At 35.3% G+C, this 25,183-nt stretch carries 20 protein-coding genes and 5 pseudogenes; 9 read left to right on the top strand and 16 right to left on the bottom strand.

All coding sequences use genetic code 11. The features are described from left to right. Positions 1 to 112 precede the first annotated feature (112 nt). From NSS70_RS06755 to NSS70_RS06745, 3 genes and pseudogenes are all read right to left on the bottom strand, one after another. On the bottom strand, positions 113 to 703 hold the full coding sequence (locus NSS70_RS06755; RefSeq protein WP_340881112.1) for a site-specific integrase: 591 nt from the start codon (positions 701 to 703) through the stop codon (positions 113 to 115). Between the two features lie 78 nt (positions 704 to 781). Next, positions 782 to 1,899, bottom strand: a pseudogene (locus NSS70_RS06750) (IS3 family transposase). Between the two features lie 243 nt (positions 1,900 to 2,142). Beyond that, positions 2,143 to 2,454, bottom strand: a complete 312-nt coding sequence (locus NSS70_RS06745) for a hypothetical protein (protein WP_340881110.1) — start codon at positions 2,452 to 2,454, stop codon at positions 2,143 to 2,145. Between the two features lie 714 nt (positions 2,455 to 3,168). Here NSS70_RS06745 and NSS70_RS06740 point away from each other — a divergent pair. Together NSS70_RS06740 and NSS70_RS06735 are read left to right on the top strand one after the other, a co-directional pair. Then, entirely contained in the window at positions 3,169 to 3,582 is a 414-nt protein-coding gene (locus tag NSS70_RS06740) for a disulfide oxidoreductase (RefSeq protein WP_340433740.1), read from the top strand. Positions 3,583 to 3,954: 372 nt separating this feature from the next. Beyond that, positions 3,955 to 4,116 carry a hypothetical protein gene (locus tag NSS70_RS06735; RefSeq protein WP_340881108.1) on the top strand — a complete coding sequence of 54 codons (162 nt, stop codon included), beginning with the start codon at positions 3,955 to 3,957 and terminating at the stop codon, positions 4,114 to 4,116. 444 nt (positions 4,117 to 4,560) lie between these two features. On the opposite strand, the gene NSS70_RS06730 is transcribed toward NSS70_RS06735, so the two are convergent. The 3 genes from NSS70_RS06730 to NSS70_RS06720 all read right to left on the bottom strand — a co-directional run bounded on the left by NSS70_RS06730 (position 4,561) and on the right by NSS70_RS06720 (position 6,983). Continuing rightward, positions 4,561 to 5,277, bottom strand: a complete 717-nt coding sequence (locus tag NSS70_RS06730) for an ABC transporter permease (RefSeq protein ID WP_340436507.1) — start codon at positions 5,275 to 5,277, stop codon at positions 4,561 to 4,563. Positions 5,278 to 5,362: 85 nt separating this feature from the next. After that, positions 5,363 to 6,286, bottom strand: coding sequence for a sensor histidine kinase (locus tag NSS70_RS06725; protein WP_340436506.1), 924 nt, complete (start codon positions 6,284 to 6,286; stop codon positions 5,363 to 5,365). Then, positions 6,279 to 6,983, bottom strand: a complete 705-nt coding sequence (locus NSS70_RS06720; protein ID WP_340436503.1) for a response regulator transcription factor — start codon at positions 6,981 to 6,983, stop codon at positions 6,279 to 6,281. Before NSS70_RS06720 ends, NSS70_RS06725 begins: the two co-directional genes overlap by 8 nt. Before the next feature lie 201 nt (positions 6,984 to 7,184). On the opposite strand from NSS70_RS06720, the gene NSS70_RS06715 reads away from it, so the two are divergent. From NSS70_RS06715 to NSS70_RS06705, 3 genes are read left to right on the top strand one after another with little or no spacing between them, the layout of a single operon-like run. Beyond that, complete coding sequence (locus NSS70_RS06715) at positions 7,185 to 8,594, top strand: peptidase domain-containing ABC transporter (protein ID WP_340881107.1); 1,410 nt, start codon at positions 7,185 to 7,187, stop codon at positions 8,592 to 8,594. 21 nt (positions 8,595 to 8,615) lie between these two features. Continuing rightward, positions 8,616 to 9,347 carry a peptidase domain-containing ABC transporter gene (locus tag NSS70_RS06710; protein WP_340881106.1) on the top strand — a complete coding sequence of 244 codons (732 nt, stop codon included), beginning with the start codon at positions 8,616 to 8,618 and terminating at the stop codon, positions 9,345 to 9,347. Positions 9,348 to 9,349: 2 nt separating this feature from the next. Next, a complete protein-coding gene (locus tag NSS70_RS06705) occupies positions 9,350 to 9,985 on the top strand; it encodes a winged helix-turn-helix domain-containing protein (RefSeq protein WP_340434346.1) in 636 nt (211 codons plus the stop codon). Between the two features lie 104 nt (positions 9,986 to 10,089). Here NSS70_RS06705 and NSS70_RS06700 read toward each other — a convergent pair whose 3' ends face one another. After that, positions 10,090 to 11,700, bottom strand: a complete 1,611-nt coding sequence (locus tag NSS70_RS06700) for an IS1634 family transposase (protein WP_340880959.1) — start codon at positions 11,698 to 11,700, stop codon at positions 10,090 to 10,092. 727 nt (positions 11,701 to 12,427) lie between these two features. Here NSS70_RS06700 and NSS70_RS20800 point away from each other — a divergent pair. Beyond that, positions 12,428 to 12,550: pseudogene (locus tag NSS70_RS20800) on the top strand (hypothetical protein); the annotation flags it as partial. 37 nt (positions 12,551 to 12,587) lie between these two features. Here the strand turns inward: NSS70_RS20800 and tnpC are convergent. Continuing rightward, positions 12,588 to 13,592, bottom strand: a pseudogene (gene tnpC / locus NSS70_RS06695) (IS66 family transposase); the annotation flags it as partial. Positions 13,593 to 13,723: 131 nt separating this feature from the next. On the opposite strand from tnpC, the gene NSS70_RS06690 reads away from it, so the two are divergent. The 3 genes and pseudogenes from NSS70_RS06690 to NSS70_RS06680 all read left to right on the top strand — a co-directional run bounded on the left by NSS70_RS06690 (position 13,724) and on the right by NSS70_RS06680 (position 16,472). Next, the gene (locus NSS70_RS06690) at positions 13,724 to 14,287 is read left to right on the top strand and encodes a DUF6431 domain-containing protein (RefSeq protein WP_063388963.1); all 564 of its coding nucleotides are present in this window, start codon (positions 13,724 to 13,726) and stop codon (positions 14,285 to 14,287) included. A 140-nt stretch (positions 14,288 to 14,427) separates the two neighbouring features. Beyond that, positions 14,428 to 15,679: pseudogene (locus NSS70_RS06685) on the top strand (IS481 family transposase). Then, the gene (locus tag NSS70_RS06680) at positions 15,672 to 16,472 is read left to right on the top strand and encodes an ExeA family protein (RefSeq protein WP_063389145.1); all 801 of its coding nucleotides are present in this window, start codon (positions 15,672 to 15,674) and stop codon (positions 16,470 to 16,472) included. The pseudogene NSS70_RS06685 and the gene NSS70_RS06680 overlap by 8 nt, the downstream one beginning before the upstream one ends. Positions 16,473 to 16,648: 176 nt before the next feature. Here the strand turns inward: NSS70_RS06680 and NSS70_RS06675 are convergent. The 8 genes and pseudogenes from NSS70_RS06675 to NSS70_RS06640 form a co-directional block, all read right to left on the bottom strand. After that, positions 16,649 to 17,245 (bottom strand): annotated as a pseudogene (locus NSS70_RS06675) (transposase); the annotation flags it as partial. A gap of 44 nt (positions 17,246 to 17,289) precedes the next feature. Further along, a complete protein-coding gene (gene tnpB / locus NSS70_RS06670) occupies positions 17,290 to 17,646 on the bottom strand; it encodes an IS66 family insertion sequence element accessory protein TnpB (RefSeq protein WP_340881105.1) in 357 nt (118 codons plus the stop codon). Further along, positions 17,636 to 17,962 carry an IS66 family insertion sequence element accessory protein TnpA gene (tnpA, locus tag NSS70_RS06665; RefSeq protein WP_340881104.1) on the bottom strand — a complete coding sequence of 109 codons (327 nt, stop codon included), beginning with the start codon at positions 17,960 to 17,962 and terminating at the stop codon, positions 17,636 to 17,638. The genes tnpB and tnpA overlap by 11 nt, the downstream gene beginning before the upstream one ends. A 303-nt stretch (positions 17,963 to 18,265) precedes the next feature. Continuing rightward, the gene (locus NSS70_RS06660; protein ID WP_340881103.1) at positions 18,266 to 19,003 is read right to left on the bottom strand and encodes an ABC transporter permease; all 738 of its coding nucleotides are present in this window, start codon (positions 19,001 to 19,003) and stop codon (positions 18,266 to 18,268) included. After that, entirely contained in the window at positions 19,000 to 19,914 is a 915-nt protein-coding gene (locus NSS70_RS06655; protein ID WP_340436152.1) for an ABC transporter ATP-binding protein, read from the bottom strand. The genes NSS70_RS06660 and NSS70_RS06655 overlap by 4 nt, the downstream gene beginning before the upstream one ends. A gap of 91 nt (positions 19,915 to 20,005) precedes the next feature. Continuing rightward, entirely contained in the window at positions 20,006 to 23,152 is a 3,147-nt protein-coding gene (locus tag NSS70_RS06650) for a type 2 lanthipeptide synthetase LanM family protein (RefSeq protein WP_340436150.1), read from the bottom strand. A gap of 129 nt (positions 23,153 to 23,281) precedes the next feature. Continuing rightward, positions 23,282 to 23,518 (bottom strand): mersacidin/lichenicidin family type 2 lantibiotic, encoded by a 237-nt coding sequence (locus NSS70_RS06645; RefSeq protein ID WP_340436148.1) that lies wholly within the window; start codon positions 23,516 to 23,518, stop codon positions 23,282 to 23,284. Between the two features lie 122 nt (positions 23,519 to 23,640). Further along, on the bottom strand, positions 23,641 to 24,798 hold the full coding sequence (locus NSS70_RS06640; RefSeq protein WP_340881102.1) for an ISL3 family transposase: 1,158 nt from the start codon (positions 24,796 to 24,798) through the stop codon (positions 23,641 to 23,643). Positions 24,799 to 25,183 lie beyond the last annotated feature (385 nt).

Genomic DNA, 25,183 nt, shown 5'->3' with positions numbered 1-25,183 from the left:
AAAATGAGAGGCTTGAAATCCTTGCGTATCAAGGGTTTCAAGCCTTTTGTTTTTTGTATAAACGAACTCAGCTCGCTCTCGTGGTCACAATTTTGGTCACAGATACAGCATTCTAGCTATTAAACAGTTGGCTTGCAAGACGTTTAGACGCCTCTTTTTGCATGCTAGGTAAAACATGTGAATAAGTATCCAGTGTGATTTTTACGCTACTGTGCCCCAACCGCTCCGATATTAATTTAATGTTTTCACCTTGTTGTAGCATTAAACTTGCATGTGTATGTCTTAAATCATGGAATCGGATTTTGGGTAGATTTGCTTTGATAATCAAGTTGTCAAATGTTCTTAGTAAATTTCTTGGATTGATGGGTTTTCCTTTAGAAGTGCAAACAACAAGGTCAAAGTCATTGTAGGCGCTCCCGTACTTTAGCTTGTTTGCAATGACTATCTTTCTTTGTTGTTTAAGAGCGGAAAGTGTATTGGCATCTAGACCAATTGAACGATTACCAGCCTTGCTCTTAGCACCCTCTTTAAATCCTTTTCCATCGTGTGTAAGAGTTTGTCTTATATAGAGACATTCATTTTTGAAATCTACATCTTTCCATCGCAGTCCTAAAATTTCACCTTGTCTCATTCCTGTCATGATAGCAAGGAGGAAAGCTATATAGTAAGGACTGGATTTTGCAACCTTAAGAAATGAAATCACTTGTTGTAGATTCCATATTGTAATTTCTTTACTATCCCATTTAGGTTTTTCGATAGATGATGGTATGTCAACACTAAACTAGACAATTTTTTTGAGGTGTTTCTCTTTGTACTCCACCGGGCTTAAATACTCAAGTGTTCCATGGATTCTAATATGATTAAACCAATAAACATAATCATCTAATTCCAGTTTCATTTGGTCTAAATTTTCGAAATATCTACCCTTAACAAATTCTGTTTTGATAATTTTAAAGGTTGCTTCAGCTACTGCGTTGTCATAGGGACAACCCTTCATGCTTAACGACCGATTAATCTGAAAAGTATCCAGAGCTTCATCAATTGTCTTGTTCTTGAATTCATTGCCTCTGTCTGTGTGGAAATAATTGAATTTGCCGTAAATCTGCTTTCACGGTCGATAAAGCTTGGTAGACTAGCTGGGCATCTTTGTTTGGGCCTGCACTATGACCAATAATTTCTCGATTATAAAGATCGACAAATAAACAGATGTAATGCCAGCTTTTTTCTACTCTAACGTATGTTAGGTCACTAACCACAACTGTTCATTCTTTTTGTTGATCAAATTCTCGTTTTAACACATTTTCAACTTTTGATTCATTGCATTTATCTACATGAGGTTTAAACTGGGCAATCGTATAATTTGATACTAGCCCGTTTTCTTTCATGATTCTGCCAATTCTTCGTCTTGAGGCAATCATACCAAGCTTCTCTAATTCATGTTTGATTTTACGTGTACCATAGTTTTTGCGGCTTTTCTGGAAAATTTCCAGAATGGCAGCTGTCAGTTCATCTTCTGCATTCCTTTTTTCTTTTACTTCGTAATAATAGGTACTTCTTGGAAGTTGTAGGACATCGCACATTGCTGATATCGAGTATTTGTGTCTGTTATTCTTGATCACATTTACTTTTGTCCTAGTATCAGCGCGGCTTGCTTTAAAATATCATTCTCCATCAATAAACGCTTGTTTTCTATTCGAAGCTGGATCAATTCATTTTCTTCTGGAGAACGATTGTCCTTTTCCTTAAATGAACAGGATGTTTTTTTTGTTTGATCCATTTGTCCAAGGCTGAAGGCGTTAAATCATATTCACGAATAATATCTTTTCTTGGTTTCCCATTTTCATAAAGCTTGACCATTTGAGCCTTGAATTCTACAGTGAATGTTCGTCTGTTTCTCATTTTTAAACTCTCCTTAACTGTGGTAGTGTTGAAGTAGACCACCAAAACAGTGGGTTTGCGACGAAACTTGACATGGAGCCTCTGCGGGCATGCTTTCCCAGCCAGGAAGTCAGATGATGTGTTCATCTGTCTCGCCGACAAGGCTAGCATACCCGCCACTCCAAGTAAAGTTTCTAGTACGGATCCTTTATGTTTAATAAGCAGTATACCCAAATTTGGTGTTTAGTCTACTTAACCTTAATTTTATTGTCCATTTAAGTGTAGCCGATTCAGGTACTTATAATATTTTTCCAAGGTATGTTTTTTGGAAGTCAAATTTTCCATAATTTTAGCAAATAAATTATCAGTTACTCCCTGTTGGAAGAGGGTTTCAAAAGCTTCACGGGCATTATTTTTAAATGCTTCTTGAAATTGTTCAAAATCAATAGCAAGATTATTTATTCTGTCTAGCCTATAATTCTGAAATGCCTCAAAAATTTTACTAGTTTCTTTAAAACTTGATATATTTATTTCCTGTTCATAATTTATTTTTGAATAGTAGTCATGCGCTATCATGGAATAGAAGGATTGTATCGAATTGTTAGATGACCTTAATGTCCTCTAAATAAAAAGGACACCACAGGCTGCACATACTAGCCGATAGTGTCTCGTAAGACCGAAATAAAAAATAGCGCACCTTTCGGTACGCACGACGAATGGCCAGCTAACTGAAAAAATTTTTCAGCGAACTGGCTATTTGTTGTTCGCATCGTAAAAGTGCTTTTTTTATTTCGTTCTTACGTTGTATACAAATCACACCCAACAGAATGTTCTATAATGCATCAAATAGTTGGAAGTTCACATAAATTGAACTTCCAACTATTATGAAATTAGGTGTATATTAATCTCTCATCAGCCCATTGAGAAAGTATTGGAATTTCTGTATAACTTAACATAGTTCTCTCGAAATTTGATATTAGTGTACATAATAAAAATATTTGGATTTATTCCTCCTGCTGTTTTTCTGTGAAAAAAATTTGGCACATCTAAATTAATGGAGAAGAAGGTGCCTTTTTCATGCAAGGGTTGTGATTGAAAAATCATGATTGTTTTTTATGTTTAATTTTAAGGTTATTTTTAGGTTTCGATATTTAATGGTTGATATGATATTTGAAAGTTATCTAAACATAATATTAATAAAGTACCAATCATTATTATTAATGATGCAGTTGTCAAAGATCCTTTTGATATCGAGGAAATAGAATCTATTATAAGAGAGAATGTTGAACAATGAAGTGGAGTTATCAATTTGGTTTAAATGCTGCTTGGATAATTTCTATAATAGCTACTTTAGGTAGTTTGTATTTCAGTGAAATTAAAGGATTTATCCCATGTGAATTATGTTGGTATCAACGGATTTTTATGTACCCACTGACGATAATATTAGGAATTGGTATATATAATGGGCATAAGAAAGTGCATAAATATGTTTTACCTTTAGCTATAGTAGGAGGTATCATTTCTACATATCATTATTTAGTACAAAAGATACCTAACTTTGGTGATTTCCAACAGTGTATCGGGGGCATTCCTTGTCATGCTGAATATGTCAATTTATTCGGTTTCATTACAATACCGTTCATGGCCCTAATTGCTTTTCTATCTATAATCTTCATTTTGATTATCAGTAAAAAATATCTGTAAACAACAACGCTCAATAGTGTTATTACTTTGGGCGTTTTTATTATAAATATTGTAAGTCCGTAATCAAATAACATCATATATAAAGCAGTTTGTATCTTCGGCACGATAGATGTTTCAATTAAAGGAAGTGCCATTTATATAGCCATTTTCTCCCCTGTTAAACTTGATCCTCTTCCAAACGAAACTAGCCATTTCAATCCTCACTTGATGCAGCTAAACTAGGTTGTGTCATTAACACTGCTGTCACTGAAATTTTCTTTTTTAATAGCGTTGATGAGCACATCATCCAACCCATTTTGAGAAAGTTGAAAAATCTATGAAACACGATTTTACGAGCGTAAAAACATTTATACCATTTGTGGAAAAAACAACATGCGAAAAGGTATCGATGGTCTCGCTTCACTCATTCAAGATTCATTACAATTAGATCCATATGGTGCTTTAATACACGAAATTGATACAACCATTGCTCATGAAGAAGCGAAATTTATTCCGGTTAAAGTTGTGTGCGTGCAACATATTGAACATGTGTAAGAATGTAAGCAGTGTAGAGCAAAATTCATTTATTGCACGTGGACATATAACCATTGCCATACCACACATAACCGAGATAAAAACGCATTAAAAATATCTTAACCGAAGATTTACGCCTTCGAACCGTAAGAACTACGGGGTTAGCCTACTAAAAAAGAACTCCGAAGAGTTCTGTTCGTAGGAATCTCCCATTTCAAGGGTTTACTGTAAGTAGGAGTAGTTCAATTAAAATACTTTTCATCTACATGGTGTGGCAACGCCATAAGGAAGAAAATATATTCGTGAAATCGCTTTTGAAGATAAAGTATTTAACTGGCGTTGAATCCACGACAGAGTAGTATAGCTGGTCCATGTATCGCGGAATGATGCAAAGGTGAAGTTCTTTAGAGTGAATCGTAAAAGATATTCCGTTCTTATATATATTTTGAACGGTAATTGAATTTCCTATTTTACCTCACTATTTAGGATACAAATTAAGGAAGCTAATAATGTGGAAACAAATAAAATCAGCAATCCCATAATTTGTATATTTATTGACATATCAACAATACCTAAAAAGTCGTAAGTAATGAGTAGGGGAGCTGACCATGGATAGTAAGCGCCAATAGGTGTTGCGGTAATAATTCCAATAGAAAAAGCTGCCACAATACCTAATGCGATTGAAATAATATAGTTTTTCCATATTATAGTGAGTAGAATCACTAATGGAGTAAGTGCAAATTGCATAGCAATCGTTAGTAAATAAATTTTTACAAAAGGTAAAGTCTCCTGGAGAGTAATTGTCTCATTAGAAAAAATCATACCAATAATTAAACTAAGTACAAAAGTAAAAATTACCATGAAGCTGATCAAACAAAAGATTAATACTATTTTTGCTAGTAAAAATTCAATACGTTTATAAGAAGACGTGAATAAATAGGAAATCGTCCCTTGTTCGTATTCCTTCGCAAAAATTAGTCCTGTAAAAATTGAAAATATAGGCACACCCAACATATAGTTAATTAATATTACTGACTGATTAAGCACTCCTTTTGTAGTGAACTCATCTTGTGATGCGATAAGTGTGCCAAAGATTGAGATAAAGATACTTATTACAAATAGTACTAGAAAATAATATGATCGCTTCAACTTTGTAAATTCGGCAGATAATACGGTTAACAATACAATCATCCTCACCATTTATTAATATTAAAATTGTATCATCCGCTTATATTAAAATTATAGTTCTCAAAACCTTAAAATATATTTAAGGTTTTCTTAAATAAATTGAGAAAGTAGTTTTAGAGTAGGGGGTGCTAGTTACTTCAATTTTTCCATCTATTTTTTTTAATAATTGCTTTACAATGGTAAGACCTAATCCACTTCCGTTACTGGATATATTTCGAAATTTTTCTCCTCTGTACAACCGAGTAAAGATAAAGGGTAATTCATTCTCCGGAATACCTTTACCTTTATCCCAAATATCAATTTGAATATACTTATTGTTTGGGAAAACATCAATCCCAATAATCTTCCCTTCTTTTCCATATTTTATTGCATTATCGACAATATTTTGAATGATACGTTCTGTTGCATATTCATTTCCAATAACAAACAGATTCTCTGAAGGATAATTAAAAGATATATTGATATTTTCATTAGTCAACTTGTTATAATTCGTAACAAGTACATCCTCGATAACTTTAATTATATTAATTTTTGATTGTTTAATAGAAAAATCTTGTTCTTCTACTTTAGCCAGTTCAAAAAAACTATTTAAAAAATTACTTAAGTCTTTTGCCTTTTTATGTATTATCGCTAAATACTCATTATGCTGTTCTAAATTCATATTTGTATTGACCTGAATTAATTCAATATAACCAATAATTGATGTTAACGGAGTTCTAAGATCATGGGATATATTAGAAATCATACGTTTTCTTTCTCTATCTAAATATTCTCTTTCTTCATTATATTGTTGAAAGGTATCCATAATTTTATTTAATTGATTACATAAGAGTTTAATTCTCTTATCGGAAGTTCGGATACGAAATCGAGTATTATAGTTACCAGAATTAAGCTTTTTTAATAAGAAATTTAGTTGATTAATATCTTTATTTCTTTTAAGTTTAGCAGTAATCAGTAGAAGGAGAAGGATAAATATTATACATGTAAATATGATATTACTCATTTTGTTCTCCCTCCATTTTATATCCAATTCCCCAAACTGTCTGAATATAAGTCTGTTCCGTGCCATCTTCTATTTTTTCTCTTAATTTACGTATATGCACCATGACAGTATTATCATCAAAATATGGTTCTTTCCATATTTCTTCATATAGTTCTCTTTTCTTGATGACTTTGTTCTGATTTTCAATAAAGTATTTTAATATTTCAAATTCTTTAGGTGTCAATGTGATTTGTTTACCGTTTTTAATTAGTATATGTTGATTAAGGTCCAATTCAAGGTCTTTGAATCTAATAATTTTCACGTCGGAATGTAGAAATTGTTTTTTAAAATAAGAATTTCTTCTGATATGAGCTTTTACTCTTGCTAAAAACTCAGCAATACTAAATGGTTTACTTATATAATCATCCGCCCCTAGCCCCAAAGATAATATCTTATCAACTTCTTCATTTTTCGCAGATAAGATTAAAATAGGTGTATAATTTTCTTGTTCTCTTATGTAGTTAATAATTTCAAACCCATCAACTTCGGGTAGCATTAAGTCTAAGATAATGAGATCGAATACCTCCGTTCTTATTTCCTCTAAAGCACTATTGCCATCTAAAACATTTCTAACAATGTATCTTTCAGATTTTAAACACTTACAAACCAACTCATTAATTTCCTTATCATCTTCTACAACTAGTACTTTTGCAGGCATATAAACATTCCTTTCTTATCCTTTTCTTAAGCATTTTTAACTTTTCTTTAAGTTATTCTTAGTTATCAAAATAATCTTAATAAACTTGCTATACTTAGCCGTAGGAAATATCGCAATAACAATATAATGAATTTTGTGGGTTTTACAAGTATTTATATTATCTCTTTATCTCTTACAAAATTAAATAAAGTAGGTGATTTGATGAAACGAATACTTTTTATTGAACAAAGTGAACCCGCAGAGTGTGGATTAGCTTGTCTGACTATGATACTAAATTATTATGGTAATCACATTACACTTCCAGAAATACGTGAAGATTTCACCGTTAATAATAAAGGCCTGTCATTCAAAAATCTTATAGATATTTCTAAAAATTATCATTTAGAAACATATACTGTTAAAGCAAATATTAATTACTTAATGCAGCTTACTGAACCTGTAATACTACATTGGAACGACAATCATTTTGTAATCTTAAAGAAGTTAAATAAAAAGTCAGCAATTATTGTCGACCCAGCCGAAGGATTCCAAAAATTAAAGTTAAAAGAATTCCTTTCAAAGTTTACAGGCTATACACTTATTTTAAGGCCAAATGAAAATTTTGTTAAATCACCCAAAAGGAAGAAGTGGAATTTTTTATTACAATCTATATTCAAGCATAAAAAGTGGATATATTTGGTCATATTCACTTCCTTAATTATTCAATTCTTCGGCATATTAATTCCTATGTTTATTTCAAATATTACTAATAAAATGGTGGATGGAAATAGAATAGAACATTTGGGGTTATCTATAATCCTTTTATTTGCTTTCTATTGCCTTTTTACTATAACCAGGGGATATATAATTTCAAAAATTCAAACATTAGTAGATAGATCAATGATGTCATCGTTTATTCAACGGCTATTCTCCTTATCGTATAAATTTTTCCAAAATCGTACGGTAGGGGATCTTGTCTTTCGTGCCAATTCTAATGTTGTCATTCGGCAAATTCTTTCAACAAGATTAGTAACGTTGGTAATTGATTTTTTGATGCTGTTTATTTATGCCATCATAATGCTAGTAACGTTATGGCAACTAGGGGTAATTGTGATGTTACTAGGGTTAATCCAATTTACTATCGTGTTAGCTTTTACAGTTTATACAAGGAAATTAAACGAAAAAGAGGTAGCAGAACAAGCCAAAACACAAAGTTATATCTCTGAAAGTATACAAGGAATTTTGGATATAAAGATACTTGGTGGAGAATCAAACGTATATAAAGAATGGTTGAAACGATTTAATGAGCAACTCAAATATGCTGAAAAGGGAAATAGATTTAAATCTCTTCAAGATTCTTTGATACAAGGAATTCAGCTCATTATACCTTTAATTGTTCTGTGGATAGGATCATTTTATGTTACTAATACCGACTTATCAGTAGGTGAAATTATCGGTTTTAACGCTATTGCAATAGCTTTTATTAGTCCAATTGCATCATTAGGACAAGCGTATAATCAATTACTTCTTGTCGACACATATATAAAAAAAATATATGATGTCGTAGCAATGGAAAAAAATCAAAGCCCATTGATGATAGTAGAAAACGATGAAGAGGACACAAAAAACTAAGATTTTCAAGGAAATATTCAGTTGAAAAATGTTTATTATCGTTATGATTCATTCGGCGATTATGCGTTGAAAAATATAAATATGAACATAACGAAAGGCGAGAAAATAGGGATTGTTGGTCCTTCGGGTTCTGGAAAGAGTACGTTGGCAAAACTCATTATAAATCTTTACACTCCGACAAAAGGGGAGATACGATATGATGGACTTTTAATAGATGTGGACGTTGATTTTAAAAAAGTAAGGAATAATATCGGTACTGTACTGCAAGAAACTCGTCTATTCCATCAAACTGTAGCAGACAATATTAGATTGTTTAATCAAAACATTACAATGGAAGATGTAGTTAAAGCTGCAAAATTAGCGAATATACACGATGATATTATGTCCTTACCAATGGGTTATGATACTATCATTTCCGAATCTGGGGTCAATTTATCAGGAGGACAAAGACAAAGAATACTAATTGCAAGAAGCCTTGTAACTTCACCTTCTATTTTAGTATTAGATGAAGCAACAAGTTTTCTTGATAATTCATCACAAAGCATAATTGAAAATAATATAAATTCCCTAAATAATACGGTTGTTATTATCGCTCATAGATTAAGTACTGTCAGAAATTGCGATAAAATATTCGTAATGAATAATGGTGAAATTGTTGAACAAGGTACACATGATGAACTGCTATTAAAACAAGGTCTATACCATGAATTGTATAATTATAAAACGAACAAACCGGTTATGGAGAGGATATAATAGTGGTGTTATTAGTATCGGAAAATAAAAATCTCATAAAGAAATTAAGTATATTCTTTTCCTCTAAGGGTGTGTACTTAAAACATATTAGAAGTTTGCAATATGATATAGAAATTACTACCAATGATAAACCCTACTTTATCATCGATTTGTCCACAATAAAAGATTTTACTAAATTAGCAGAATTAAAATTTGGAACAATCTTACTACTAACACCGGAAAACATTGAAAAGATTGAAGAAAGTGATGGAACAATACTAGAGAACATCTTTTTCGAATTCTTTCTCCCTTATAAACGAATTAAAGAAGAAATAGTAAAATTAAATGAAAATGTGATTTTCCATAGAAAAAATCAGTGCATTTCAAACAATGGGGAAATCTACCCTTTAACAACAATAGAACACAAGTTGCTATCGTTATTTATAGATAACAGGGGAGAGATACTAACGATTGATGAAATAATAAACAGCGTATGGGGAATAGGATATCCAATTGGTACAGATTCACTTTATGTGTATATAAATAGGATTAGAAAAAAGATAGAAAAAAACCCAAAAAAACCAAAATTATTAATTACTAAAAAAGGTGTGGGATATGGTCTATTGTTGTTTGAAATTAGTTCATTAAAAGAGGCGTAATCCTCATTTTGTCTCTTTAACTCAAGTTTGACAGAGTACACTAAAGAAAAGCCCGAAAATACTGGTGTTTTGGACTTTACCCACAACACGTACCACTACACTTGTTAGTGGCACGTGTTTTTTTCTAATACTCTAGGAGGCGCTTGTGTGACAAGTGCTTCAAATGCTAGATTTGCTTGACCTTGTAATTCTGTACGAACGATTTGCTCTTCACCATTCACGCGTATTTTCGAGGCCTTCATCTGGCTTACATCATGCAAAATATCCTTTACACTTGTTTGGCATCCTATTTCTTTTAGCTTATAGGCCAAAAAGGATTCCATGACAAGCGCAAGGAAACAAACCATGATATGGCCTCGAATACGAGATTCCACTCGATGGTACATCGGGCGAAGTTCTAGATTCGACTTCAGGTTACGAAAGGCTTGTTCCACTCTCCACAACTCTTTATAGGCAAGTGCTGCCTCTTCATCCGTTAATGACGAGTTGGTCCGAATGGCGTACTTTCCGTCAAACTTTTCGTCATTGGATACCTTCTCTTCATCAATTTTGGCCGATGCTTTTTCTATCGTTAAAAACTTGGAATACGCACGGTTTTTGACGAGTCCAGATGGACCGAGTTCATCAAGCTTCGATTGAAGGTTTTCTAACACGACTTGACGACTCGCTCGATCACGTTCTTCAGCGTCCGGATTGTAACAGAGTACATACGTTTCGCCATCGATTTTCTTTGACTTCACTTTTAGATTCGGGAGAACCTTCTTATATGGCCCACGGATGGATAATAGCTCTTGGGCTTTCTTCGACTTTCGTAATTTGACACCCACAATATATTCCATGCCCAGTTCACGAATTTGATCTAAGTTGGCTTCACTAACCATTCCGCGGTCTCCCACTAGAATGACTTTCTGAATAGGATAGCGCTTCTTCAGATCTCCAACCACCATGCCAAATGTCTTCGTATCATGCATGTTTCCAGGGAAGACTTGATGCCCAATCGGAATCCCTGTTTTGGTCATTAATAAGCCAATCACGACTTGTTTTCGATCTCCACGATGATCTTTGGAGTAACCATAGTGAGCCAGCAGTTCGTCTGCTTCCTCTCCTTCGAAATAGGTGCTTGTCGTGTCGTAAAACACGATATCTACTTCTAATGAGGTTAAATCGGTTAAATGTCCATAAAGTTGTTCCTCAATTTTTTCTTTTTGTTCACTTAAGAAGTCTAATGCACGATAGTAGTGATGGAGTTGAATGTCTGAAAGACCTTCTGCATAAATCGTGTCGATCCATTGTTTGAAGATATAATGCTTACTATTGGAATCCATGAGACGGTTTAACACCATAGCAAAAATGGCTTCGTCATACTGAGAAGCAGCCTCGGAATCATCCATGATTTTACGTAATAGCCGACCAAGCCCTAACTTTTCCCATACCTTTCGGAACAGATAAACCGGCCCAAACTCTTTTGTCCAAAGCACGGAGACAGAAGAGGAAGAGCCTTGCCCGTGAATTCGGTCAAAGTAACGCTCTGAAAATTTGGCTAATCCCTCGATTATGTTATCGACAGAGCCATTCTCTAATAAATGTTCTAACCTCCCTAGATTACAAAGCGTTTGTTGCCGAACTTTATTGTCTACACGAAATGTACGACATATTTGTAGATATTGACGAACAGAACCATTTTTATTTTTTTGCTTATTAATTCGAATATACATAGCACTAATAGTATAACATATATTACATATTATTGGATATACAAAAGTTATCCACATAACACTACATAATGATTATATTTTCGATAAAAAAAGTGGATAACTATTGGTATAATCACCTTTAGTTATCCACATGTAGTGAAATGGTGTCAAACTTGAGTTTAATATTTGGTGTTGGTGAATAAAAACCAACACCCATTTTTTGCACAAAAAAGAGACAAAAAACAAAACTCTGGTAAAATGTAATAATCGCCAAACCACATAGTACAATGAGTAGTGTAACATGTCTCATAATGATTCTAAACATAATACGCATATATTATAAGTACACCTCCTGTTTGATGAAACTATCAAATTAAGGAGGTGTATTCTTATGGCAACAAATAAGTATCCATCGTTTCCGTTCAAATAGATCATCATCTAAACCTTTCGGCAGATCGTGTGTCGCCTAAACCAAAGCCCATCAAATAAAAAAATCCTTTTACCCTGGCCCTGGCGTTAAGAATCGAGTCATCCAAACTACCATGTAGGAACTGACGAAAGATGATTTATGACTTCACGAATGTAAAAAATAAATATCTACATTGTCAGTGGTCGAACGAATATGTGAAAAAGCATTGTCGGATTAGTTGCTCTTGTACAAGATCAGTTCCACCTCGATCCATATTGCGCAGCTATCTTTTTATTTTCCGGTTAGAAACGAGATCGTTATAAATGATTATACTTTGACGATGATGGTTTCGCATTACTTTATAAACGATTAGATAACGGATGCCTCCAATGGACGAAAGATGAAGTTCAAGTGCATAACTTGACGCAAAAAAATTACGTTAGATCTGTAAGCGTCAAATAACGCCCACGTGTTTTTTCGTGGGCGTTTATTGTATGCTTTATTTAGTTTTCATTGGAATGCGACTTTCTTCTGGAATTGTCTTCGACCAAGGAAGGAGTTGATCAATAGTTTCGGCATCATGGAGATCCATCAATGGTAATTGTTCGAAAAGATATGTTAAGTAGTTCAGTGGATTTAATTGATTCTCTTTAGCTGTTTCGACAATGCTATAAATAATTGCACTCGCTGATGCACCTTTCATCGATTGGGAAAATAGCCATGCCTTACGGCCCATCACGAATGGTTTAATCGAGCGCTCTGCACGATTATTATCGATTTCAAGTCGCCCATCTTCTAAAAACACTATGAGCTTACTCCATTGATTTATACAATGTGTAATTGCCTCTCCCAATTTGCTTTTTGGGGGAACTTGAGGGCGTTTTGTTTTTAGCCATGCCAAAAAAGCGTCTAACACAGGTTTACTGTGCTCAAGACGGTATTCTTTGCGCTGTTCGGGAGTACAGTTCTCAAACTTTTCGCTGATTTGTCTTTCAATCTGGAATAATTGATTACAGAATTGAATTCCTTCTGCAGCGGTTGATGATGTTTTATCCACATTGGCTGGTAATGCCTTCAGTGCTTCATCGAATTTTCGCCTTGCATGTGCCCAACAACCTACCAGTTTGACATCCTTTAATTCATGATATCCTGCATATCCATCTACATGCAGATATCCCTTAAATCCATTTAGAAAGGCCTTCGGATGTTTACTGTGACGAGTCGTTTGATAATCATATAAGATAATCGGCGGTATGTCTCGTCCTGTTCGATACATCCACATATAAGACTTCGAATCCGCTTTTCGTCCAGGTTCTGCTAGAACCTGAAGTGTAGTTTCATCCGCATGCAGAATATCGTTTTCGAGTAATAGCTCATGCATCCGTTTATATAGAATGGAAAGCCAATTGGTTGCACCATAAATCATCCAATTGGCGAGCGTTTGGCGTGATAAATACACACCGAATCGTTCCAACTGCTTTTCTTGACGATAAAGAGGCATTCCTGTAAATTATCATTTTATCTCCGCATAAAAAGCCTTCTTTTTTGCAAATTCCTTCGGGATGTTCTTCTCCCCTTTTCTGAAAGAGTGTGCTAAATTTTTAGTAAATTGTTTCGGAGGGGGAGAACGAGACCGTGATTCGATTGTACGACTTTGGAATCGATGTGCAAACCTATGCGGACTTAGGAAAACAGAATGCTTTTCCGTCGATCCATCGTTGTCCACATTGCCAAGTCAAGCGAACCCTTTACCGTCACGGCTATTATGAACGAAATGCATTAATGGGACAAGAAGCCTATCGGATTTGGATTGCTCGTTATCGATGCACGATATGCCAAAAGACGGTTACGGTGCTTCCCACGTTTCTCTTCCCTTATTTCCAATACACGATTTGGACGATCCTCCCATGCATCAACGAGCGCCTCTCGTTTCTCTTAGACAAGGGGACACGTTCGTCAAGGTTCTTTCCTACCCGACAAGGAGTCTATTTTTATATGCGTCGACTACTCTCCAACTTACCGTGGCTTCGTTGGTTTTTTCAAACCAAAGGGAAGCGAATTCTTGGGTTGTCCGATGAACCACTCGTTCAAGCACAGGAGTGGATTCAAAAAATGGAGGAGGTCTGTTTGGAAAAACTCATCCAAGCGATGTGGAATGAACAATCTACCCATTTTTTAGCGAATAGATTCGGTGCCTAATTTGTTTCTTTTTGGATCTATTTCCAAAAGCAATCGATTCCACAAACCTTTTGCGTCGACGAGTGGAAAGTGATGGGTTATGATGAAGGCAGGACGAACCTGTTGGTTCTTCCGCAAAATCGAAGAAGGAGGAAACCCTGATGGACGAATCGGTGAGACAAGAAATCGCCCTATTTCGGTATGGATTGATCGCACCGTTAGTCAATGGGCAGGTGGATCGGACATCGTACCTGAAGGAGGTGTCAACGCGCATGCATTGGGTTCCGCACTATGGAGAGAAACGGATCGCAGCGAAGACGATTCTAGATTGGTGCACGCAGTACAAAAAAGGGGGCTTTGAGGCGCTGAAGCCAAAACGACGGTCAGACCGTGGTCATTCCCGAAGGCTGTCACCTGAAGACGAAGATCATATTTTAACCCTAAGAAAAAAACTTCCCCACATGCCCCGTGACGGTGTTTTACCAACACCTTATTGAGCAGGGGGAAATCGAAAAACAACTTGTATCTTAGTTTACTATATATCGATTGTGCAAAAAATACAACCTCGTGGGGAAAGAAATTTTACCGATTCCTGAACGAAAACGGTTTGCGTACGATCGAGTCAATGAGTTATGGCAAGGGGATTTGTCCCATGGTCCAATGATACGAGAGAACGGAAAAGCGCAAAAAACATTTTTGATTGCCTACATCGATGACTGCTCGTGGGTCGTACCGTACGCTCAGTTTTTCTCTTCCGAGAAATTTGACGGGTTGCGGATCGTGACCAAAGAAGCGCTGCTTCGGTACGGGAAGCCGAAACGAATTTATTCGGACAACGGCAAAATTTATCGATCGGAGACACTACAATATGCTTGCGCAGAATTAGGGATCACGCTCATTCATACGCAGCCATATGATCCACAGAGCAAAGGGAAAATCGAGCGATTTTTTAAGACGGTGCAAACTCGGTTTTCCCCGTTGTTGGAGATGAAACCGGCTACGTCGCTTCAAGAGCTGAACGAACGCTTCTAGAAGTGGCTCGAAAAAGACTACCACCGGAAGCCCCATGCGTCGTTAGACGGAAAAACGCCGCATGAAGTGTTTCAATCGCAAGTGCAGGTAGTATCATTCGTGGAGGATGCGACTTGGCTGGATACGGTCTTTTTGAAGCGAGAGTTTCGCAAAGTGAAAGCCGATGGGACGATTACGTTAAACAAACAGCTGTATGAGGTTCCACCTCGGTTTATCGGACAATCAGTGGAAATTCGGTATGATGAGCAAGGGGTGTATGTATACGAAGACGGCAAAGAAGCAGCGAAAGCGACGCTGGTGCGTCTGCACGATAATGCCCACGTGAAACGCCATCGATCGCCATTTACGGGACTAGGAAAGGAGGAAGGAACGGATGTATAAAACGTTCTACTCCCTTTCTCGAGAGCCGTTTTCGAAAGACACAAGTCCGTCTGAAGCATATCGAGGGTCTTCTTACGAAGAGGCATTACATGCATTGGATTACGTGAAACGAACGAAAGGAATCGGTCTACTGACAGGAGAGCCGGGGGTGGGGAAAACGTTCGCCCTTCGGACGTTCAAAGAATCGTTACATCCTTCGTTGTATCACGTGGTGTATTTCCCGTTATCAACGGGTGGTGTGATGGATTTTTATCGAGGACTAGCCTTAGGGTTAGGCGAGGAGCCGAAATACCGCAAGGTGGACTTGTTTTACCAAATTCAACAAGGAATCGAACGAATGTATCATGAACGTCGAATCACCCCTGTGATTCTGCTTGATGAAATGCATCTAGCGAAAGATGCGTTTTTGCAGGATATCGCCATTCTGTTTAATTTTCACATGGATTCAACGAATCCGTTCGTGTTGATTTTGGCAGGGCTGCCGCACTTACAGATACGACTGCGCTTGAATCACCATCGTCCGCTTCAGCAACGAATCATCATGCGATATCGGATGGGGACACTCTCCAAAGAAGAAGTGGCAGCGTACATTGAGCAGCGAATGAAGCAAGCAGGGGTAAAACACTCGATTTTTACCCCTGCGGCTCTAGAGGCAATTGCCCTACAGTCGCAAGGATGGCCACGAGTCATCAATACGTTAACGACTACCTGCCTTTTATACGGCTACCAGCTAAAAAAAGACGTGATTGACGAAGAAATTGTTCGAATGGCGGTGGAGGAAACAGGGGCATAATGAAAGGGGCCGAACGGCTCCTTTTGGTTTTACGATTCTCGTCTGAAATAGTGCGCAAACAATCGGAAAAAGCGTGCAAAATCGGAGAGAATTCGCAAACATTTTTAGAGGTATTTCCGATTTTAGTCCAAAATAATTTGAAAAAAGTGGTTCTAAAATAGTGTGCTAATTTACAGCATTCCTTCCACGTATTTTTGATTCATGATATAGGCCATAGCCGATGCAGATGCCAGACTTTTTGGGTAAATAGGTGTTGGCATTTTGGCTGTGACAATCGGTGTCTCGATTCCTTCCCGTTCACATTGACGACAACTGTAAATATGTTGAACATGCTCAACGACTTTTACTTGAGCAGGAATAATCTTGATTTCTCTTCGGATTTCCGTACTCATTTCATGTACGGTTCCACCGCAACACAAACAAACCTGCTCTTCTTCGGCTAAGCGATAGTGAATCGTTTCCGTAGGCAAGTTCTCTAGTTTCGCATCGCGTTGTCCTACAGACTTCTTCCGTTTATAAGTAATCGTTTCAAGTGTAGGTTCTTCCACTTTGGCATCCGCTGTGATTTCAGCTTCATTAAAAAGAGGAAGTTCGAGTTGATCCGGATTCGTTTTTTCACTGGAAGCCCCAAATTTTTTATGTTGGCTAAGGCGGAATTGTTCTTCCAACCATTTGATTTTAGCCTGTAAGGCTTCATTTTGTTTTTCGAGTTCCGCATTTCTCGCTTGCAGTTCTTCAATTGTTGATTCATTGGTTTGTTTGTGTTTGTTCATAAGTTAAAGAATAAAGGAATTGACAGGTCCATGTCAAATTCCTTTTAAATCATGATTTTAGCGGATACTTGTTCATGTGCTTGTTTTTGTTCAAAAGAAAGACCATCGAGCAACCAACTGAATTGGCGGGGAGTGATGCACAAAGGGCCGGGAGTTCTTTCATCAGGCCATTGAAAGACCCCTTTTTCTAAACGACGATAGTACAACCAAAACCCATTGTGATCCCAATGGAGAATTTTCAATTTATCTCGTTTACGATTACAGAAGACAAAGAGATTAGAAGAGAAAGGATCTAACTGAAAGCTCATTCGAACAATGGCTGCTAATCCATCAATCGACTTGCGTAAATCCGTTACTCCCGCTGCTAAATAAACATGTTGAATGGGTGTTTTACTTAACATGTGTTTTCAGAACCTGAACCACTTCGTTGAAAAGGAGTGGATTGAAACCTTCTTTTACTTCGATGGAAAATTCCCCAATGTTAACGATGAGTGGGGAGTTTTTTTCATCTAACGGATGGGATACTTCAACAGTTAGCCATTGAGTGGAAGTGCGTGAAGTTTCAGTTGTCTCTAACTCTAGTCTTTTCATCCATTTATACATACTTTGATGACCTACTTGATTTTGTTTGCGCCAAGCTTTTACACTTGACTCTCCACTAGATCGATAGGCATCGATTCGTTGTTGCCACATTTGTTTTCGTTCTTCTAGGGACATAAAAATAAAAACCTCCTAACTTTTGATGTTGATGTAGTTATCACAAAACATCAAAATGGTTAGAAGGTGTGGGATATTTGGCGCTTACTTAGATCTTGAAAGGGCTATCTCTTTCACAGCAGACCAAAAATTAAGATGATCAAGTGTATTGCTTTTGGTTATCGCCCCAAAACTTCGCAAATTAAAAACAGCTTAGAAGATGCAAGTCCTCTAAGCTTCTGATTGTATTATATCTATTGAAAGTCACAAAAAATATTCACCAACACCATTTAATAAAGAGCCTATTATTTTAGAAAAGATATATTAGTCTATTTTGTTATATAATCTTTTAGAATACCATGTTGTAACAATACAAAATAAGATAAGAATTACGATTCCAGTAAAGAACATGATATTTTCCATCGTAGCATGATTACCCAAATGAAGTATAACATTTAAAGGGATAGCCCACGGAAATATTTGTGAAACTGTTGTTCCTGTTGTAAAGCCTGTTACAATAACTAAAATTATGGCTACTCCAACTGGAAGTACCATACTCTTTTTAGAAATACTTAAACAAATTGCAAAAGGTATTAAAAATATTTGAAGAATAATTGAGAATATATATAAATCTACTCCGCCAAGTAAAGTTTGTATTTCAAAACCGCTACTTTTCCAAATGAATCCGATTATTAATAATCCTATAAAGGAAATAGCAGTAGTAATTACAATACACGTACTGATAGCTAAAAATTTTGCAAATAAAATACTATTTCTCGAATTAGGATAGCAAAAAAGCTGAGATATAATGTTATGTTTGTATTCATATGCGAAAATATAACCTGTAATTAAATAAAATAAGGGTATTCCGATTAGTAAGTTGAAATAAGAAAGATTACCAAGTATTATTAAGTCCCATGACACTGGTGCATCTGCTGCCATTTGAGCCATGAATTGAGGAAACACAGTGAAAAAAACAGGAGCAATTCCGGCTAAAACCATAAGAAATCTAATAGGTGACTTCCATAATTTTAGCAACTCACAATAATATAGGTTACTCATAGGGCTACACCTTCCGTTAACTTTAAGAAATAATCTTCAAGTGTATCTGCGGTAAGATTGACTTGCTTAATACTTATTCCTTCATTTACTAAAACACGAGTAATTTCATCGGACTCGTCAATTCGTTCGTAGACACGAATTATATTGGTGTTTTCTACATGATAATCGTATATTCCTAGTTTTTGTTCTAAGACCACGCTTGCCTTATTAGCATTATCTATAACAAGTTGCAGATATTTTCGATTTCGTTTGGAAATCTGTTCAGAACTAATCTCTTCCAACAATTCCCCTCGATGAATAATTCCTATTTTAGTTGCCATTTGTTGAATTTCACTTAAAATGTGACTAGAAATTAATATTGTAATTTTTTTGAATTCAGCTAGTTTGTGAATCAATTCTCGAATTTCACGTATCCCTTTAGGATCCAAGCCATTAGTCGGTTCATCTAGGATTAATAATTCAGGTTTATGCAATAACGCTCTTGCGATACCTAAGCGTTGTTTCATACCTAATGAATAATCCTTTACCTTTCTATGTTTATTTTCTATTAATCCAACTATTTCTAAAGCTTCGTCGATATATTCTTTATTGTAGATATTCATATATCTTCTATGAATATCCAAGTTTTCATAGCCTGTTAAATTATTATAAAAACCTGGGGTTTCAATAATTGCTCCAATTCGTTCGAATGGAATCTGTGAAGGGTTATTCACTTTCTTGTTGAATAAATGAATTTCTCCAGAACTTGGTTTGATAAGGCCCATAATCATACGAATCGTGGTTGTTTTTCCAGCTCCGTTTTGACCTAAAAAACCATATATTTCTCCTTTATTGATAGTCATATTCATGTTTTTTACAACACTATGACCTTTATATTTCTTGGAAAGATTTACAGTTTTTAATATTTCCAATCCAGACACCCCCTATTTATCCTGATTTTAGTATAAGTCTATAAAATTAATTAAACCATTAAATGCTTCTTAACATTTTATTAATTTATACCTAATTTTTCTTAGGGAATTCTAAAAAGAGGGGAGAAGGTAATGGCTTTAATAACGAAAGTAAGACGTATCCTGCTCCAGTCAATCCCATCATAAAACTTGTTAGTCTTGCTGTATCCTTTTCTATTACTTTTTCATACAGAAATCTTCCTATAACATTTTGGGTGAGTTTATTAATATTTTCATCCGCTAAATTTGAAATACTTCTAAGAATAGATAGATTTCCGAGATCGCCATGACATAAACAATATTCATTTCCAAAACCTTTTTCTATTGTTGTTTGGATAGCAGCGTTTAAGTCAAGAATTAATTCTTCGCTATTTTTTAATACATCTAAATTTAATTTGTTACTTAGTGCTATACCAGCTGCTCCATTACACCAACTAGGAAATGACATTGTATTAGTTCTTAAATCATACCAATTTCGTTCTTCTGGTTTGTATTGCGCTCTTTCGAAATTCAAAGCGTTCAATGCTTTTTGTTTAAAAGTCTCAATCCCACTAACATTATATAGTTTTAATAAAGCCCATGCGATACCAGAAGCTCCATGTGAAAAACCGCCAATTGGTTTTCTAATTAATGGATTTAACCAACCCGCTTTATTATCCAAATCCATAGAATTATTGATTAGATGTTTGCCACATTTAATAGCTGCTTCGTAGAATGTCTTATCCCCAAAAGCAAGATATAACTCTAAATAAACAATTAATGCTCCTGCAACTCCATCTAAAATATCATAATTCTTATCATTCTCGATTAATGGAATTAGATCTTTAGCGATGAAGAAAGCCTCCTTTTTTAGTTCTTCTTTCATTTCATAATTGTCTTGTAACTCTGAAAGATGTATTAACGTATAGACAATGGACATATCACCCTGAAATGCTGAAATACTTTTATCTGAATCAGTCTTATGCCTATACATATTAACCGCAGACATAATAGCGGAATAGGATAATTGTTTATATTTTAATTCACTTGTAATTTCTCCTAAATAACCAAGAAACAAGGAAACACCACTTAAACCACTATACAGATTCGATTCGAGAGATGAGAAATTCCATTGACTTGCTTTACCTTTCCATTGAAGACCGAGCCATGTAACATCGTTTTCATCTTCGCCATGAAAGGCTTTTTTTTCTAATAAATCTCCAATTTGAATAGCTGCTTTTAAAAGTTCCTCTTTTTCATAAGAAAAATTAGTATTTTCATTTTCCTTAGAAATATTTTCTTTTCTATACATATGGGAGTTAGAACTAATTTGAAGTGAAATTTGAATATAGTCACACTGTTTTATACAGTCTTCGTCACTTAATTGTTCACATCGCTTTTTAACTACAGAAAGAGAATCATTATAAAAGAAATTAGGAATGATTTCATCAAAACTATTCCATAAGTGTCTAGAATTTGTTTTTGTATAGAAAAATGGAATATCGTTTAATAACATATCTTTTTTTTCTGAAGCAATAACGCCTTTTAAATGTGGTACATATTCAACACCACACCATAAACGATCCAATAATCTGTCTCTATCAAGTCCATTTCGATAATAATCTGGATGATAACTTCCTTCTAGTAGAAGAGAATAAACATAGGTCGGTCTTATTACTTTTCTAATTGTGTCATTTTCAAAGATATTAAGGAATTTTTTCAATTCAAATTTATTTTCTTTCATGATGTTATAAGTGGTTACAAAACCTTCAATAAGTTCCTTTTTATAATCCTGGACATTGACTAATTTTCCATTAATTTTAGGAATGTTATTTCCTCCAGAAATTTTTCCTTTTTCCCTTGTTGCTTTCATGGAAACTTTACCTACATCTTTCCACTGCAGAACATCAAATGGAGTTTCTTGACCTTCCATTCCTCCCAAACCGCTAACTTCTGTTCCACCAATGAAAAATGGTATTAACTGTGTTCTAAAGACTGAATTTCGAAACTCCTTCATAGCCTTAGACATTGCTGTTGTTTCATTAACACTATCTGGGATAGTTTGATGTGTAAATAGTGATTCTAAATCAATAAGGAAGGGGTGTTCTCCTGAAGCGATGACATTTTCAAAATGGAAATCTGTAGCTTCAAGTAAATATAAAAGAGCTAAATATCCTCCTTGACGTTTATAAAAATGCTTAACTTCATCTTCAGAAACACATTCAGTGTATTCTATATATTCTTCCCATCCATATTCTTGTTTGTCTAAGATTTTTTGAATTTTAAACTTGAGTTCAATGCCTTTTTCATTAATCCATTCTAAAAGATCTTGAAAATGTTTAGAAATAGAAAGGGATTTCGGTTTATATACAATCTTTTTGTTATTATCAAAAGTAAAAATAATCACACTTTGCCCTCTTCGGTGTAAGTCTGACAAGCCCATCGTAATACTTGTTAAATGATTAATTTCCATTTGGAAATAAAATTCTAATTCCTTTTTATCAGTAAATAATCTTGTAAGTGTTGTTTTAATAAACTCGATATAATTATTAGTACATTCGACAAGTAAACGAGCTAAAACAGGGTATTCATTTAGGATAGAGAATAAAGTGGTTTTATTTTTCAAGATTTCATCTCCGAAGTGTTTAAAACGGTCTTCAGCTGTATTTCCGACCAATTTACCTTCTAAATTTGCAACGTGCATCTCTAAAGTAAATGTCTGCATTGACAACTGTACTAATCGAAGGCATAAATTTAGCAAAATATTTTCGATTATTTGTGAATCTAAAAACTTCGAATATTCATCTTCAAGGTTTTCTTTGTATGAAATTAATTCCTTTTTCGCCCAAAGTATAAAAGGAATCGTACCTTGATGAAATGGAACAGATTTAATAGTGATAGGGATTGTTTCATTGGAATTTGTTGAATCAAATACATCTTCCATCATTTTTAATTTTTTTGTCCATAAAATGGAGGAACTCTCGACACTCCAATCTTCATTAGAAACTATAGCATTGAATTGTTCAGGGGAAAGGTTATCTAATTTAAGTCTTTCATAAAAAAGTTCATTATTTTCTAGAGCAGTTTCTTTTCTCCATTGTTTTACACGTTCATTGAAGTTTAATTCCTTTTTGATTGTGTCCGTAGGAATGCGTTCGCTAAGAAAACAAGCATTATCCCAGTTACTTTTTGTCGACTTTTTTTCAACATCAAGTTTCATTAAATAACCCCCTAAATGAAAAGTATTAAGCATATTTTCTATGCCTTTTGTGTATATTAAAGTAATAAGCACCCGCAAATACGAGTGCTTATTAGTCTGTCGTATTGTTGATTAAGCCGATTAAGAACATTATCGACAGGCTGGTAACAATTTACTCCAATTACAAACAGTTAAGCCGTTAAAACAAGTACACTCACCTGTGATAGATGGAATTCCACCTGAACCACAAGATCCACCCACGATTTGTGATAACTCATCCTCATTAAGTTCTGAAGCTAAGTAACCAGCAGGGTGGGAAGGAATATTTGTTAAAGTTTTACGAAACTCAGGGTCTTTCCAAGCTCTGATGATAGTTTCTTTTGTCATTTCGTTCACCTCCTTACATGTTTAATGATAAATCGAAATATTTTCAGAATCCTTAAAAAAATATTAAAATATTACATTTAAGTAATATTTTGGTTCATCACCAAAATCCGGGGATGACAAAATCAATGCCCTGTTTCCAATCGCAATCGAAGAAACAGATGGGCATCGTTCCGGTAACCGAATCCCCGTCTTTTGATAAGCTTAATTTTGTTATTCGTACCTTCCATAATGCCGTTTGAGAATGGTGACAGAATTGTTTCAATCATTTCTTTTTCACGGATAATGATGGTTTTAGCGATTTTCGCGACGACACCACAAGGATGAAATTGATAACGCTTTAGCCAGTCTTTCAATCGTCGTTTTGCTTGTGTTCGCGTCATCACTTTCAACACGTAGCGCATATGGTTGAGAGCCTGATAAATATGTTTTGAATGGAAATCTTCTTCAAGCCATTCTCGAACAAAAGCACGTTCTTCTTCCGTTAATTCTTCCGGTTTTCTCGCTAAACAACGGTCAATAAATCGGGCTTTATGATGCCTTTTTGCCTGCACCAAATAACGTCTTCTGCGTTGTTGCGCATCGGTAAAAAATTGAACTAAATGAAAGCGATCCAATACATGAACTGCTGTTGGATAGACGGTTTGAATCGCTCCTGCCATAGCCGCAGAGAAATCACTCATGACGGTTCGAACTTTTCCCGTTACTTTCTTTAAAACAGTTTCAATCGCCTGTTGATCACGGTGAGGGACAATCGCCAAAATACGCCCTGTTACCGCATTCAATACACTGGTTGCATAGTTGTGACCTTTGCGTAAAGCGAACTCATCCACACAAATATGTTGGGCCTCTTCTTCCACCAATTGCTCAGGAGCATACTTATAAAACCAACGTTCAACTGTTGTATAGAGAAGTCCGTACTCACGCGCAACTTCAGCGATGGAACGACCATGACAACGCTTCACGATTTCACGACGAAATGCCTCAGTAGAAGAATGAACGAGTCCTAATCCATAGTCAAACGTGAACGTAAAACCGCATTCTTTACAGCGCTGGCGTGGCACGAATAACTCCACCCAAAGTACACCAATATGCCAAGCATATCCGTGACGAAAACGACGTAGGGAACGATCGTGACAAACGGTTGCACCTGCACAAATGGGACAAGTGATAGTTTGAGGTGCAGCTGTTGCACGAAATACATTGGGCTCCTCTTCAGTTGGTAGTGTAATGTCAAAAAAAGATGGTAACGGTAGAATCAATTTGATAAACTTAGAGTACAAAGCGAAAACTCCTCTCGTGGTTTGTCAGAACAACAATTACGATACATGAGTTTTCGCTTTTATTCTATATATAAATGTAAAAAATTTGAATTTATGAAAGTTCAACCCCAAGTTTTGGTGATGAACCAATATTTTGTAAAATGTTTAAAAATAGGTTAATTGTAATGTCTGTAAGTATAAGCGTAATGGAAAAACTGCTAACATCTAGTAGAATGGGTGAATTAATCGGCAATCATGGCATTACCACAGCATTTTAAACAGTCTCCTTCATCGGATAGAAGTAATACAACTAAACGAAAAATTGTAATTAACCTGAATCCACTGCTCGAACCCAAAAGCTCAATCCATTGATACATATGGATTTGAGCTTTTTTATGTGCGCCCG

Source organism: Aeribacillus sp. FSL K6-2848 (assembly GCF_038004325.1).
Classification (GTDB): Bacteria; Bacillota; Bacilli; order Bacillales; family Aeribacillaceae; genus Aeribacillus; species Aeribacillus composti.
The sequence above is the reverse complement of the archived record's forward strand: the minus strand, read 5'-3'. Positions and strand labels throughout refer to the sequence as shown.